The 14,374-nt window shown below is 67.7% G+C and carries 11 protein-coding genes; 8 read left to right on the plus strand and 3 right to left on the minus strand.

From position 1 onward, the window contains the following. Positions 1 to 9: 9 nt before the first annotated feature. A complete protein-coding gene (locus B9C43_RS40340; RefSeq protein WP_084432696.1) occupies positions 10 to 765 on the minus strand; it encodes a hypothetical protein in 756 nt (251 codons plus the stop codon). 183 nt (positions 766 to 948) lie between these two features. Here B9C43_RS40340 and B9C43_RS40345 point away from each other — a divergent pair, with 183 nt between their 5' ends. Next, positions 949 to 1,449 (plus strand): RNA polymerase sigma factor, encoded by a 501-nt coding sequence (locus B9C43_RS40345; RefSeq protein WP_033393899.1) that lies wholly within the window; start codon positions 949 to 951, stop codon positions 1,447 to 1,449. Next, positions 1,442 to 2,677, plus strand: a complete 1,236-nt coding sequence (locus B9C43_RS40350) for a sialidase family protein (protein WP_084432698.1) — start codon at positions 1,442 to 1,444, stop codon at positions 2,675 to 2,677. The genes B9C43_RS40345 and B9C43_RS40350 overlap by 8 nt, the downstream gene beginning before the upstream one ends. A gap of 62 nt (positions 2,678 to 2,739) precedes the next feature. Here B9C43_RS40350 and B9C43_RS40355 read toward each other — a convergent pair whose 3' ends face one another. Then, the gene (locus tag B9C43_RS40355; protein WP_235039123.1) at positions 2,740 to 3,708 is read right to left on the minus strand and encodes a S1C family serine protease; all 969 of its coding nucleotides are present in this window, start codon (positions 3,706 to 3,708) and stop codon (positions 2,740 to 2,742) included. 79 nt (positions 3,709 to 3,787) lie between these two features. Here B9C43_RS40355 and B9C43_RS40360 point away from each other — a divergent pair, with 79 nt between their 5' ends. The 6 genes from B9C43_RS40360 to B9C43_RS40380 all read left to right on the plus strand — a co-directional run bounded on the left by B9C43_RS40360 (position 3,788) and on the right by B9C43_RS40380 (position 10,149). Beyond that, entirely contained in the window at positions 3,788 to 5,875 is a 2,088-nt protein-coding gene (locus tag B9C43_RS40360; protein WP_084432702.1) for a S9 family peptidase, read from the plus strand. A gap of 22 nt (positions 5,876 to 5,897) precedes the next feature. Continuing rightward, entirely contained in the window at positions 5,898 to 6,848 is a 951-nt protein-coding gene (locus tag B9C43_RS40365) for an LLM class F420-dependent oxidoreductase (RefSeq protein WP_084432704.1), read from the plus strand. Continuing rightward, positions 6,845 to 7,723, plus strand: a complete 879-nt coding sequence (locus B9C43_RS40370; RefSeq protein WP_084432706.1) for a pyridoxal-dependent decarboxylase — start codon at positions 6,845 to 6,847, stop codon at positions 7,721 to 7,723. Before B9C43_RS40365 ends, B9C43_RS40370 begins: the two co-directional genes overlap by 4 nt. Positions 7,724 to 7,803: 80 nt before the next feature. After that, positions 7,804 to 7,929, plus strand: a complete 126-nt coding sequence (locus tag B9C43_RS59730) for a hypothetical protein (RefSeq protein WP_255356715.1) — start codon at positions 7,804 to 7,806, stop codon at positions 7,927 to 7,929. Next, the gene (locus B9C43_RS40375; protein WP_143446925.1) at positions 7,930 to 9,120 is read left to right on the plus strand and encodes a cupin domain-containing protein; all 1,191 of its coding nucleotides are present in this window, start codon (positions 7,930 to 7,932) and stop codon (positions 9,118 to 9,120) included. A 57-nt stretch (positions 9,121 to 9,177) separates the two neighbouring features. Then, on the plus strand, positions 9,178 to 10,149 hold the full coding sequence (locus B9C43_RS40380; protein WP_051898212.1) for a sucrase ferredoxin: 972 nt from the start codon (positions 9,178 to 9,180) through the stop codon (positions 10,147 to 10,149). Here the strand turns inward: B9C43_RS40380 and B9C43_RS40385 are convergent. Next, positions 10,124 to 14,320: a cation-translocating P-type ATPase gene (locus B9C43_RS40385; protein WP_084432708.1), complete on the minus strand. Its 4,197-nt coding sequence runs from the start codon at positions 14,318 to 14,320 to the stop codon at positions 10,124 to 10,126. The genes B9C43_RS40380 and B9C43_RS40385 overlap by 26 nt on opposite strands. Between the last annotated feature and the right edge of the window lie 54 nt (positions 14,321 to 14,374).

The raw sequence follows: 14,374 nt of genomic DNA on the forward strand, positions 1-14,374 counted from the left end.
GCGACTCTCTCACCTGAGCCGTGAAGCCGGCGTTCGGAAGCGGCCAGGTCCGATCGACGCTTGGACCGTTGCCTCCGCCAACTGCAGCTTGAGCCCTGCACGATGCATGATCGGCAGATCGAACGCCTCGAAGAGGTATTGGCGCCGACCGTCCTGGGTCAACATGTGCCTTGTTCGGTATTTGTTCTCGTTGCAGTCAGATCCGATCGGCTCGTGATAGGCGTCATAGCCTGGCGGCAGAACAATGCGGTAGGTGACATATTTGACATCCTGCTGCACGAATTTGAACGCGAAGTCGTCCGCGACGGCATGCAGCATCAGCGGCGCACACTTTTGCGGCCAGTCCATGGACACCACGAAGCTGATTTCGCTGCCGATACGCGGCGGCGTCGGCATCGGGACGATGAGGTCGAGCTTCCCGTCGCACAGCCATGAATGAATCACCGGCGGACTGGTGCCGAGCACGTTGCCGGGCAGGAGATTGCGCACCGCGAGTCGTACTTTGCTGCGGAATTTGGCAGGCTGATGCCATCCGCAACCGAAGATGAACCGGATTAATTGCAGGTCCGGCCGCAGGACCCGGGCGCGGATGGTAACGAACTCCTGAGTGTCGCCCTGCGCGTTGAGCACGTACGCCACCTGCTCCCAGGACAGGACTTGGTACATCGGGTGCAGTTCGTCAATGAACTTGCTGTACCGGGAGATCAGGTGCTGGTGCACGGCTAGCTCGTCGCGCAGCGACCGGCGGAAGAACCTTCGCAGCATGCCTCGACCCTCCTAGGAGCCCCAAAGCATGTCCGATCTGCTGATGCCGCCCTGACCCGACTACGTCAATGGTATCCGCTCTGCCGCTGGTCGCGTGTGCATTTGTACCTTCGCCCTGGATCGATTCACCCGTGGGAACCTCGGCGCGGCCCCACGACCTCGGTGAGGGTGGAAGGGGGAAGCGTGACCGAGTCCGACTGGTTCGCCGCCTTGTACCGCGGTGCTTACCGAGAGCTTGTGTTGGCGGTGTTCGCGCTGACCAGGGACCTGGCTGAGGCCGAGGACGTCGTTCAGGAGGCGTTCGCGGTCGCGTACCGCCGGCGTGAGCGGGTCCGGCACGTCGACAACCAGGTCGCCTGGTTGCGCACAGTCGCGATCAACCTGGCGCGCAAACGTTGGCGGCGGCGCGAGATGTTCGATCGGCTGCTCGGCAGGCACCGGGCCGAGCCTGGGCTTCCCGCCGAACTCGGCACTGACCGGGCCGACCTGCACGCGGTGATCCATGAGCTCGGGCACGAGTACCGGTCGGTGATCGTGCTGCACTACCTGGCCGATCTGCCGGTCGATGAAGTGGCCGCGGCGCTGGGTGTCCCGGTCGGCACCGTCAAGTCCAGGTTGTCCCGTGCACGTGCGGCGCTTGCCGGGCATCTGTCCGAGCACGCCAAGGAGAACGACCATGCCTGACCTTGACAGCGAACTCGCCACGGTCCGTGCCGAGACCTCGGCGATCATTCAGCCGCCGGACTTCGAGCAGGTTCTGCGACGCAACGACCGGCACACCGCGCGCCGCCGCTCGGTCCTCGCCTTCGCTGCCGTCGCCCTGGTTCTGGTGATCCTGGTACCACTGTTGCAAACGCGGGAAGTCGCTCCGGCTGGGCTTGATGGCAACGTCGTCGCCATCGACTTCGCCGACGCGCAACACGGGTTCGCTCTGTTGACCGACTGCTTGGCCACGGAGGTCGAACGTCCCCAGTGCCTGTGGCGGCTGGAAGCGACACGGGACGGCGCCACCTGGCTTCCCCGGACCGTGCCCCCGCTCACCGGCGGGCCTGATTCGGACGTGCAGGCCCTCGGCAAGGACACAGTGGTCATCACCCAGGGCGGGGTTCGCTGGCTGAGCAAGGACGGCGCTCGTACCTGGACACGTCTTCCGGTCGGCCTGACGTCCCCTGTGGACAGTTTCCCGCCCGGTGCGGAGATCTTCGTGGGGTGCTCGGATTGGCGTCTCACCGACTGCGACAAGCCGCAGCTTCTCGTGACGCTGCCGGATTCCGGGGCGGTGGCGCCGTTGGTCGGCCAGCCGCCCGTGGACATGAGCCGGGCGATCGCTCAGCCGGTTCCTGCCGCTGACGGCAGTTGGTGGGTTTACAGCGAGGACCGGATGACGTCCCGGATCACACTGGCGGTGAGTCGTGACGACGGCCGGACCTGGCTGCTCAGCAACCCACCTAGCCCGCAGAGCCCGATAGCGGGTATGCCCGACGAAGGCACATTCATCGAGGGATTCACTGTTGTCAGCGGCAACGGTGTGCTCTACGGACTCGCGCACGGCTCGCCTTCCCACGTGCCCGGCAAGCCCTTCGCCAGTTTCTACGCCATCTATCGCAGCGAGAACGGCGGCCGCAGCTGGGGGATAGCGCATCAGGCCACTGTGGACCGGGTGATCCGCTCCGTTTCGGCCACCCCGGTGGTCACCTCAGCGGGCGACATCATCGTGTCCACGCCGGAAGACCCGCGGCAACGGGTGCTGATCAGCAAGGACGGCGGTCGGAGCTTCCAGCCGGCGCAGCAGCCCGAGCTGGACTGGATCACCTGGACCCGAGCCGGGTACTTGAACACACGAACCGGTCCGATACCGGCGCATTGGCTGTCCACCGACGGGATCACGTGGCGCCAGCTGGGTCAACGCTGACGTGCCGACGCGTCCGCTGTACTGGCGGACGCGTCTGGGATTTGTCTTGTGCGGCCAGGTGATCACCTCCCGACGATCTGGTTGATCACGGTCTTGGCGTCGTTGATCGGGATGGCGAAACCGATCCCGACACTACCGGCCTTACCGTCCGCTGTGGACACAGGCGAGTAGATCGCCGAGTTGATGCCGATCACTTCACCGTTGGCGTTCACCAACGGCCCGCCCGAGTTGCCCTGGTTGATCGACGCGTCGGTCTGGATCGCCTTGTACTGGGTCTGCTCGTCGCGCCCGTTGCTGGCGAACGGGTTGCCGCCCTGGTCCTCGGAGATGTTCACCGGACGGTTCAGTGCGCTGACGATGCCCGTGGTCACGGTGCCCTGCAAGCCGCCGGGCGAGCCGATCGCGACGACCGCGTCGCCGATCTTGACCGCGCTGGAGTCGCCGAGCGTCGCTGGCGTCAACCCGCTGGCGCCCTGCAGTTGCAGGACGGCGAGGTCGCTCGCCGCGTCTGTGCCCACGATCTGCGCAGGGAACTCACGGCCGTCGTTCAACGTCACCGTCACCCGCGAGCCGGCGTTCGCGACGACATGGTTGTTGGTCAGGATCCGGCCGTCGGAGGTCAGGATCACGCCGGAGCCGATGCCTTCGCCCTGCGCGGTCGGCACGTTCACCTGCACCACGCTCGGTAGCACCTTGTTGGCCACCGCGCTGACGTCAGTTGGCGTGTTGTTGCCGACGGTCTGGGAGATCGGCGTCGAGGCCGGTGGCGTCGTGGCGCCCTCGTCTCCGCCGATCAGGCCGCCGGTCACACCGCCCACCAGTCCCGCGGCGACCACGGCCGCGATCGACAGGGACACGGCTCCCCGGCTGAAGCGGCGCGGCTTGCCGGGGCCAGCCAGTGCGGGCGGCACCGGCCCACCCGTAGGTGGTAGTCCACCGCCGTAAGCCGGGGGAGGCGTGGACGCAGGGTACTGCGCCGGGCCGTAGTGGTGGTGCGGTTGCTGCTGCTGGGGTTCCTGCATCGTCGTCATGACACACACTCTGCGGTGCTTGCATGAGAACACCCTGAGGATCGCCAATAAGGTTTCCAAGAAAGGCTAGGGTTTGCCTGTGACTCGCGAGACATCGTTCCTGCAGCTGCAAGCCCGCACCCAGCGGTTCACCCTGGGGATCCCCAAGGAGATCAAGGTCGCGCCGGACGGCGGCCGGGTGTTGTTCCTGCGGTCACCGTCCGGTGAGGAACGCAGGCACAGCCTCTGGCAGCTCGATCTGGCCACGGGCAAAGAATCCGTGCTGGCCGACCCGGCCGTGCTGCTGGCCGACGGGGACGAGGAACTGTCCGCCGAGGAACGTGCCCGCCGCGAACGCAGCCGGATGCAGGCCAGCGGGATCGTCGGCAACGCGACCGACGCGCAGGCACGGATTGTCGCTTTCGCCTTGTCTGGCCGTCTCTATGTCACCGACGCCCTGACCGGGGAGACAAAGCTGCTGGACACGGCCACCCCGGTGGTCGACCCGCGGCCGGACCCGACCGGGACCCACATCGCGTATGTCTCGGACAACGCGCTGCGTGTGGTGAATGTGGACGGTACGGGCGACCGGGCGCTGGCCGAGCCGGAAGGCGATGACCGGGCGTACGGTCTCGCGGAGTTCATCGCGGCCGAGGAGATGAGCCGGTCACGCGGTTACTGGTGGTCGCCTGACGGGCAGCGCCTGTGTGTGACACACACCGATCGTTCGGCCGTGCATTTGTGGCATATCTCGGATCCGGCGAACCCGGCCGCGCGGCCGCACACCGTGCACTACCCGGCCGCGGGTACGCCCAACGTCAAGGTCCAGCTGCTGGTGCTCGGGCTGGACGGCTCGCGGGTCGAGGTCGACTGGACCGGCGCCGAGTACCTGACGACCGTGCACTGGTCGGCCGGTGGCCCGCCGCTGATCGCCGTGCAGACCCGTGACCAGCGGACCATGCAGATCCGGACGGTCGACCCGGACACCGGCGAAACCGAGTTGCTGCACGAAGAGACCGACCCGCACTGGGTGGACATCGTGACTGGTGTCCCGGCGTGGACGTCCGACGGCAGGCTGGTCCGGGTCGTGGCCGGTGAGCACGCCTACCGGCTTGTCATCGACGGCAAGGAGGTCACGGACGTACCGTTGCAGGTGCGTTCGGTGCTCGACGCGGCCGATGACGTGCTGTTCACCGCGTCCGCTGAGGATGCCGCGCGGGTGCACGTGTACCGGGCGGGCCCGGACGGCGTCACGCAAGTGTCCTCTGTAGACGGAGTGTCCTCGGCCGCGCGGGGTGGCGACGTCACCGTGCTGACGACGTGGCGAATGGACGTGGCCGGTCCGGATGTGACTGTGCTGCGCGAGGACGAGGCGGTCGGGAAGATCGACTCGCTGGCGGTCGTGCCGTCACTGGAACCGAAGGTCATCGAGTTGACGCTCGGCGAGCGAAAACTCCGTGGTGCCTTGATGTTCCCCACCGGGCACGAGCCTGGCAGCGGCAAACTGCCCGTGCTGCTCGACCCGTACGGCGGCCCGCACGCGCAACGGGTGCTGGCCTCCCGCAACGCCTATCTGACCTCACAATGGCTGGCGGATCAGGGTTTCGCGGTCCTGGTGGTCGACGGTCGCGGCACGCCGGGCCGTGGTCCGGTATGGGAACGGGCGATCGCCTTCGACTTCGCCGACGTCACGCTGATCGACCAGGTCGACGGCTTGCACGCGGCCGCCGAGCAGTACCCGGACCTCGACCTTTCCCGCGTGGGCATTCGAGGATGGTCGTACGGCGGGTATCTGGCGGCGCTCGCCGTATTGCGCAGACCTGATGTGTTCCACGCGGCGATCGCGGGTGCACCCGTGACCGACTGGCGGCTGTACGACACCCACTACACCGAGCGTTACCTCGGGCACCCCGACACTCACCCACAGGTGTACGAACGGAACTCGCTGCCGCCCGACGCGCCGAACCTGGAGCGCCCGCTTATGATCATCCACGGGCTGGCGGATGACAACGTCGTCGTAGCCCACTCCCTGCGGCTCTCCTCCGCGCTCGTGGCCGCCGGACGGCCGCACACACTGTTGCCGTTGCCGAACGTGACGCACATGACGCCACAGGACGAGTCGACTGCGGAGAATTTCCTGCTGTTGCAGACGACCTGGCTGCATGAAGCACTGGGTAAGGTCCGGTAAGGCGAAAGAAGGGAATATGTGAATGGGCCGCTGGGGCATCACGCTGCCGTTGACCGCAGTTCCGCTCGCCGAGCACCGTGACCTGGTCAGAGAGCTGCCAGACCTGGGTTATACCGACGCTTGGACCGCCGAGACGGCAGGCACGGACGCGTTCACCCCGCTCGCGCTTGTCTCGCAGTGGGCTGGAGAACTGCGGCTGGGCACGGCGATCGCCCCGGTCTACACGCGCGGCCCAGGGCTGCTCGCGATGACCGCGGCCACGATCGCCGAACTCGCGCCGGAGAAGTTCGTGCTGGGCATCGGCACTTCGTCGCCGGTGATCGTGCAGGGCTGGAACGCCCAGCAGTTCACCGAACCGTACGCGCGTACTCGAGACACGTTGCGGTTCCTGCGTTCCGCGTTCGCCGGCGAGAAAGTGACACACAAGTACCCGACCTTCGAGATCTCGAAGTTCAAGCTGGAACGCCCGCCGCAACCACCGCCAAGGATCATGCTGGCCGCGCTGCGGCCCGGCATGCTCAAGCTCGCGCGCACCGAGGCCGACGGCGCGATCACCAACTGGCTGGCGCCGTCCGACGTCCCCAAGATCCGCGCGGAAGTGGGCGAGGGCTTCGAACTCGTCGCGCGGGTGTTCGTCTGCCCGACCGAGGACGTCAACGCGGCCCGTGGCCTCGGCAGGCTGCTGATCAGCAGCTACCTGACAGTGCCGGTGTACGCGGCCTTCCACGACTGGCTCGGCAGGCAAGAGCTGCTCAAGCCGATGCACGAGGCGTGGGCCGCGGGCGATCGGCAGCGTGCCAACGAGGTGATCCCGGACGAGGTGGTCGACGACCTCATCGTGCACGGCAGTCCGCAGCGGTGCCGTGAGATCGTCAGCCAGTACGTCGAGTCCGGACTGGACACTCCGGTGATCAGTGTGCTGCCGACCGGCGAGGATCCACGCAAGGTGGTCAGGGCGCTGGCACCGGAATGATCGAGCCGTCCATCCAGACTGGCGTCGCGCGGCTGTGCTTCCCGCGAGGCGCACCCGGCGCGGTGATCACCAACGGCGGCGCGGAATCCACGCTTCTGGGAATGTTGCTGGCGAAGAAGGACGTGGCCGGAGCGCCCGTGCAGGTCGTCTGTGCGCGCAGCGCCCGGCCGGGTGTGTCCCAGGCGGCCGAACAGCTGGAGTTGCCGCCGCCAGTGGTGCTCGACTCGATCGCGCAGCTCGCGGACGCGTTGGCCGAGATCAGGACCGCGACAGTGGTCGTCGCGTCGGCGGGAACGGCCGACACCGGTTCGATAGACCCGTTGCGGGACATCGGTCGCCTGTGCCGCAGGCGGGGCAGCTGGTTACATGTGGACGCCGCGGGCGGGGGAGCGGCGCTGTTCAGCGATCGCTTGCGGCCGTTGCTCGACGGGCTCGACCTCGCCGACTCGGTCACGGTCGAATTGCCCGAACTGGGTGCTTCGACGGGTTTGCTGGCCGTGCGCGACGTGGGGTCGTTGACCGGTGTGCGAATGATGGGCCATCCAGAGATTGCCGCGGTGTTCCGCGCGTGCCGTTCGGACATCGGGCCTGCCGCGGAACGGCGGTGTGACATGGCATCCGCGGTCGCCGACGCCGTTCAGGCCAGGTCCTCACTGCGGCTGTGGGATCGTCCGACATTGGCGACGGTCGTCTTCCGCCCGGTCGGCGCGACTGACGAAATGGTCGCCGACCTGGCTGGCAACGGTCGCGAAGTGACCACTGTGGACGGTGAGCGGTGGTTGCGGATCACCGTCACCGACCGGCCGCTTCGGGACTACCTGGCGTTGCTTGAGGTAGACCACGTCCGGCTGATGGGAACCACCCCGAATGACTGATGAAACAACGGGGTTGATCACGTAATCTGGCTGTTGTTTCACGCAGTGTCCGGTCCGATCTAACTCTCTGTGAGGTACGGATGGCTCAGGAACAGGCGAACACACCCCCGGCAAGCGGCCTGCTGATCGGCGTCGAGCCGCTCACCACCGCCGTGGACCGGGGCAAGGCCAACGGTGCCGTGACCGACAACGACGGCAACGACTGAGTGGCCGCATCGCTCACCCTGGCTGACCTCGTGGCACCGCTCGAGGTCAGCCAGTTCCTCGGTTCGGTGCAGGGCAAGACCCACCGCCGGTTCCAGGGAACGGCGGGCCGGTTCGCCTCCTTGATGCCGTGGTCCACGTTGAACGACGGGCTGCGCCACCACCGCCTCGACTTCCCACGGCTGCGGCTCGCCCAAGACGGCGACGTCGTCCCCGCTCACACGTACACCGAGATGGTGACGCCCAAGCGTGGCCCGCAGATCCCGAAGCTGCTGTCCGCGCCCTTCACCGAGCATTTGCGCAACGGCGCCACCTTGGTGCTCGACGCCGTGCAGGAGCTTGTCGACCCGGTCGCCGATCTCGCCGCGCGGCTCGAACACGACCTGCGGGAACGCGTGCAGGTGAACCTGTACGCGGGCTGGGGCAAGACGCATGGCTTCGACGTGCACTGGGACGACCACGACGCCTTCATCCTGCAGATCTCCGGCCGCAAACGCTGGCGCGTGCACGGCCCGACGCGACCCGCGCCGCTGCACCGTGACGTCGAACCGCCCGCGCAGCCGCCGGCCGAGCCCCTCGAGGATTTCATTCTCGAGGACGGTGACGCCTTGTACGTGCCCCGAGGCCATTGGCACGACGTGTCAGCCATCGGCGAGGAGTCGCTGCACCTGACGATCGGGTTCAACCCGGCCACCGGTGTCGACCTGGTCAACTGGCTGGCCGACCAACTGCGGACCGAAGAACTGTTCCGCGGTGACCTGCCCCGATTCGGCACGGAAGCGGAACGGCACGACCATGCCACCCGGATCAAGGCCGGCATCGAAGCGCTGCTGGACCAGCACGTGATCGACCGTTTCCTGACCGACCGGGACGCGCACGGACCGGCTCTGACCAGGATCGGCCTGCCCTGGGCGGCCACTTCGGACCTGCTGCCGGCCAACGACACGGCGACTGTTCGACTGCTCACGCCTCGTGCGGTGCTGCAGCACCAGGACTCGACAGTGACGCTGCTCGCATCCGGCAGCCGCTTCACCTTCGGCGCCGCGGCAGGGCCTGTGCTGTCTGCCCTGCTCAGCGGGACGCCGGTGACCGTCGAGACGCTCGTGGAGATGGCCGAGCCAACGCTGGACCGGGCAACTGTCCGCGCGTTACTAGGTGAATTGATCACCCAAGGGCTGCTCGCCGTGTCCTAGGCATGTAAGATTAGGTATGCCTAAGGTAAGTCGCCGCGTCAGGGGGTACTCGGTCATATGACCGCGCAACTCTCTGGCGCCGCAGCTCCCTCCGGGAAGCTGCCGGGCTGCGCTGTGGTGGCGCGGATGCTCGGCGGCTCACCTGCGGGAACTGCCGCGCACATGCGGGCCTGGCTGCTGATCGAGTTCCCCGGCCCCTGGCCGTCGGACGCCCTCGAGCAGGCCCTTGACGAGGCGTTTCCCGCCGCGCAGCGGGAACGGCTCGACCAGTTGCGCGGCCAAGGCCTGCGCCCCTTGCTGATCCGCCAGCCCGGCAGGCACACCCGCGAACCGCATCTGGCGGGCAGGCGTGTCTTCGTCGGCGGGACCTCCGGCCCGAACGGGCACTGGATGGAGTCGTTTCGCATCAACGACCTGCACGACCTCGCGGAGCTGGATCTCGACGCGATCCTCGACGGCCGCGGCGGGATCGGAAAGCCGTACCAGGGCCCGATGTTCCTCGTCTGCACGCACGGTACGAAGGACATGTGCTGTGCGCTGCTCGGCAGGCCGCTCGCCAGCTCGCTCGGCTCGACGTACCCGGGGCGTGCCTGGGAAGTCAGCCATGTCGGCGGTGACCGGTGGGCCGGAAACCTCCTGGTCGTCCCGGATGGGTTCCTGCACGGCCAGCTCGACCCGGACGAGGCCAAGGTCGTGGTGAAGGCCGCGCTGGCCGGTGAGGTCGACCCCGAACACCTGCGTGGCCGGACCGCCGCGCACACCCAGTGGGCGCAGTACGCCGAGATCGCCGTCCGCAGGCACACCGGACTTCGCGGAATCGACGACGTGGTCACGCTTTCCGAGCGTGAAGTCGAAACCGACCTGGAGAACGAGGCCCGCGCGGTGACCGTCCGCGCGGCCCACGAGACCTACGAGGTCACCATCTCCCGTCGCGCCGTAATCGGCCGCGGACCCAGCCGCTGCAACGCGTTGGTCGCGCCCGGCGGCTACATCACCGAGAAAATCACTCTGACGGCAACAACTTACTGACAATCGGGCTAGCCAGGTTCGCCGCGGCCGCGCTGGACAGCGCGATGCCCCAGCCGATCGGGCCCAACGGAGTGCAGCCGAAGAACTGGCTGACGCCCGGAGTCTGGATCACGCCACCGAGGATCGCGGCAGAACCCAAGCCAGCAGTCAGAACTGTGCGGTCAGTGCCGCCGGTGACCATGGTCTGCCCGAGTTGTGTGGCGACAAGCGCTGCCAACGCGACTGTGCTCGCTCGACGAGCACGGCCGGTGAACCGTGCGGCCGTCCATGCCGCCGAGGCGCCGAGTGTCGTGGTGACTGCGCGTGCGGTGATGTCCCGGCCGAGTGCCGCGCCGAGCGAGGCGCTTGGCCCTTCCCGCAACAGATCCGGCACCGCTTCACTGTCCGGACGGGACAGTGCGATGGCGAGTGCGGGCGCGAGGTCCGTCAACAGGTTCACCAGCAGAAGTTGCCGGGCGCCCAGTGGGGATCGCCCGGTGAGCACCGAACCGAGCACGCTGAACGCGATCTCACCGGCGTTGCCGCCCAACAGGATGCCGAGGGCCTCGCGGACGGACGCCCACATCGCGCGGCCTTCGATCAACGCGGCGATGATCGTTTCCAGCCGGTCGTCGGTGACCACCAGGTCCGCTGCGGCCCTGGCCGCCGGAGTTCCCCGTTGCCCCAACGCGATTCCCACATCCGCGAGCCTGATCGCCGGGGCGTCGTTGGCGCCGTCACCCGTCATGGCGACCACGCGGCCCATTCTGCGGTACGCCTCGATGATCCGGACCTTCTGCGCTGGGCTGCACCGGGCGATGACGTCCACATCGGGCAGCAGCTCGGCCAGTTCGTCCTCGCCGAGTTCGTCGATGTCGGCCCCGGTGACCACAGTGGACTCGCTGGATCCGTTGACCCGGCTGGCAATGGCCTCGCCGGTCGCCGGGTGGTCGCCAGTGATCATCACGATCTGCACACCCGCTTCACGCAACGCGGCCGCGGCAGGCGGTGCGCTGTCACGGACTGGATCGCTCAACGCCACAAAGCCAAGGAGCTTCAGATCGCGCACGTTCTCGTCGGTCACGTCTGTCTCGTCGACAGTGCGCTCGGCGACGGCGAGGACGCGATGCCCTGCGGCAGCGAGCTTTTCCGCCCGCTTGAGCATGCCCCGCCGGTTGCGGCAGCGCGGCAGGATGATCTCCGGCGCGCCCTTGACGCTCAGCACCAGCTTCTGCCCGGACTTGCCCACAGCGGCGTGATAGCCGCGGGAAGGCTCGAAGGGCAGCGCGGACACCTTCTTCCAGCCGTTGATCTCCACCTGGGCCTTGCGCGCTCCTTCCAGCACCGCGCGGTCGGTCTGGTGGGCCAGATCCTTCGGGTTGTCGGCGTGCGGCGTGGCTCGCAACGCGGCCGTCAGTACGTCGTCCGGTGAGTTGCCAAGCGAATCGACCCGGCTGACGCTCAGCTTGCCTTCGGTGAGCGTGCCGGTCTTGTCGAAGCACAGCACATCCACCCGGCCGAGCGCTTCGATCGTGCGTGGGTTGCGCACCAGCGCGCCCTTGTCGGCCAGTCGCCGAGCGGCTGCCAGCTGAGCCGCGTTCACGAGGAACGGAAGTCCTTCCGGGACGGACGCGACGGCCAAGTTCACCGCTGCGCCAAGGCTTTCCCGCATCGGAACACCGTGCAGCAAGCCCGCTCCGGACACCGCGGCCGCGGACCCGATCGCCACGGGCAAGGCATGCCGCGTCAGTTCGGCCAGCCGCGCCTCGACACCGGTGACGGGCGTGTTCTTGTGCGCGGCCGCCATACTGCGGCCGACTTCAGTGGCGTCGCCCACCGCCACGACAACGGCTTTCGCGCGACCGGCCGCGATCGTGGTTCCCTCGTAAAGCATCGAGGTGCGCTCGGCCAGTTCGGCGACCACAGGCGCCGGTTCTTTGGTCACCGGCAAGGATTCCCCGGTCAGCGAGGACTCGTCGACCTCAAGGCCGGGGCCTTCCAGCAACCGGCAGTCCGCGGGCACGACGTCTCCGGCCTTCAACGTGACAACGTCACCAGGGACCAGCTCATCGGCGTTGATCCGCGTGCTCTTGCCGTCACGCAAGGCAGTGGTGCGCACAGCGGAACGGGAAAGCAGCTCGGCCAAGGACCGTTCGGTCCGAACCTGTTGCACTGCACCGATCAACGCCGAAACACTGGTGATCCCGGCGACCAAAGCCGCGTCGGCGGGCGACCCGACGGCGGCCGACAATGCGGCGCCACCGGCGAGTACCGGTGTCAGGGGATTGGCCAGCTCGGACAGAAAGGCGCTGCCCAGAGAGGTCTCCGGGACGCCGTCCCGGATAGATGTGCCGCGGCGCCTGCGCTTGACCTCGTCCGATTTCAGTCCGTCCATATCGGACCGGACCATTTTCACCACCATGTCCGCGGGCATGAGGTGCCATGGTTGCGCGGAATCCGGTGTCTCGCTCTTGCCGCGCAGCTGCCGTGCCCGCCATACGCCGTCGGCGAACGCCAACGCGGCGCCGCCGTTCACCGCGCGCAGGCTGCTTTCCGCAGGACTCGCGCGGCGGGAGTTCAGCGCGCCGACAGCGCCGATCCCGCTCGCCGCCTGCGCGAACCGGATGCCGTCCCGGTTCACCAGACGTGCCGCCTGGATCGCCTCGATCAGCAGGACGATGGCGTCCGAGTCGCTGCCCACCAGCACGTGCGCACCCCACGGCGGAGCCGTGCCGTCATCGTGCACGCCGACGCCGAAGTCCGCTGTGCCAAGGGCTTTCCGATCGGCGGAGACCACCATCACGACATGGTCCTCGCCCTGAAGCTGACGGATCGTGCCGACGAGGTTCTCCCTGGCTGTCACCAAGCGCAGCCCGGTCTCGTTGGCGGCCGAGGTGATCGCGTGCACGGCAGGCGAAGGTTCCTTGTCCACGGCCAGAACCGCTTCGAGGTGATCGCCATGCGTCAGGCCGAGTACCAGCTCGCGGTCTTCGAGCTTCTTGAGCTGCCGGGTTCCCTTGCGCCCTTCGATCTCCAGCTCGTCGATCGGGCCGAGCGACCAGTCGTCGTTGTGCCGCGCGGTCTGCGGCTCGGTGGGGTCGAACAGCTCGAAGGCCCGCTCGACCAGATCGGAGGGTTCGTTGCCAGGCAACGGAACCAGATCGCTCAGCAGCCAACGACCGGAGCTCAGTGAGGTCGCATCGAGCACAAGAACATCGACGCTGTCCAAGAGACGCAACGCGGACCGGTCCATCACGAGCGCACCCCGCCTCGCCAGCACGCGCCCGAGTTGCGCGGCGAACGAGGCTCGCCCGACTCCGACCGCCTTGGGCAATGAGGCCAACGCCAGCCCGGCGGCCCGCCTCGGCCCGGCGAAAGGCAACGCGACAGCGCCCGCCGCTGCGCCCGTGACCAGCGCGCGGTGGGCGTAGCGCTCGGCTGGGCCGTCGGGCAGCGGCCGTGGCCGCTCGGTGACCACCGGGTCGGCGCCCGCGTCTTCCGGGCCCTTGATCAGCTCGGCTTCGACCTCGCACCACGCGTCCTTGTGCGCTTTGGCTTCGCGCCATTGCTGCACCCGCTGGGCCGCGTCGAGCATTGTGCTTTCGCTGCGCGCGGCCAGTCCGTGGGCCACGGCCATCATCATGGAGGTCGCTGAGTCGGCGCGCTCGTGGCCGTGCAGGTACTGGCCGAGCCGGGCCTTCAGCTTCGGGTGCATGTCGATGGCCGACAGCAGGCCGGCCACCTCGGCGGGCAGCGGCGCCCACGGCGAGATCTTGTTGATCGCGGACAGGACCAGGCCGAACGCGTCCACCGCGAGCGTCGGCAGCAGCCGTGTGCCGGTGGCGCCGTCCGCGGGGTGGTGCAGTTCGTCCTCGGCGATCCGTTCTTCCTCGGTGTCCGGCTCGGCTTCCGCCTTCTCGACGACCTTGATCAGCTGGGACTGGCGGGCGTGGTCGTCGACGGCCACGATCACGCGTGACGAGGGGGCGTTGACCTTGGCCCAGAGCACTCCAGGCTGCTCGGCCAGCCGTTTTTCCACGCGCTGGGCCACCCGTGCGCCACGCGGCCCGTGCACGCCGTGGACTTCGATGTGCAGGCGTCCAGGGCACGACCAGACGTTGCGCCTGTCTCGGTCGAGCAACGCCTCGACGATGCTGAACGGCGTCGGAACGGGAATACCCAGCAGCTTCACCCACTGGGTTTTCCCAGTTGGTCAACGCCATGAAACAAGCACGCGTGCTTGATT

Origin of the sequence: Kibdelosporangium aridum, assembly GCF_900176515.1 — a bacterium.
Taxonomy (GTDB): Bacteria; Actinomycetota; Actinomycetes; order Mycobacteriales; family Pseudonocardiaceae; genus Kibdelosporangium; species Kibdelosporangium aridum.

Bases quoted from the DNA above. Each gene is read 5' to 3' on its own strand.
- B9C43_RS40340 (WP_084432696.1), bottom strand. From the start codon at position 765: ATGCTGCGAAGGTTCTTCCGCCGGTCGCTGCGCGACGAGCTAGCCGTG.
- B9C43_RS40350 (WP_084432698.1), top strand. From the start codon at position 1,442: ATGCCTGACCTTGACAGCGAACTCGCCACGGTCCGTGCCGAGACCTCG.
- B9C43_RS40355 (WP_235039123.1), bottom strand. From the start codon at position 3,708: ATGACGACGATGCAGGAACCCCAGCAGCAGCAACCGCACCACCACTAC.
- B9C43_RS40365 (WP_084432704.1), top strand. From the start codon at position 5,898: ATGGGCCGCTGGGGCATCACGCTGCCGTTGACCGCAGTTCCGCTCGCC.
- B9C43_RS40370 (WP_084432706.1), top strand. From the start codon at position 6,845: ATGATCGAGCCGTCCATCCAGACTGGCGTCGCGCGGCTGTGCTTCCCG.
- B9C43_RS59730 (WP_255356715.1), top strand. From the start codon at position 7,804: ATGGCTCAGGAACAGGCGAACACACCCCCGGCAAGCGGCCTGCTGATC.
- B9C43_RS40380 (WP_051898212.1), top strand. From the start codon at position 9,178: ATGACCGCGCAACTCTCTGGCGCCGCAGCTCCCTCCGGGAAGCTGCCG.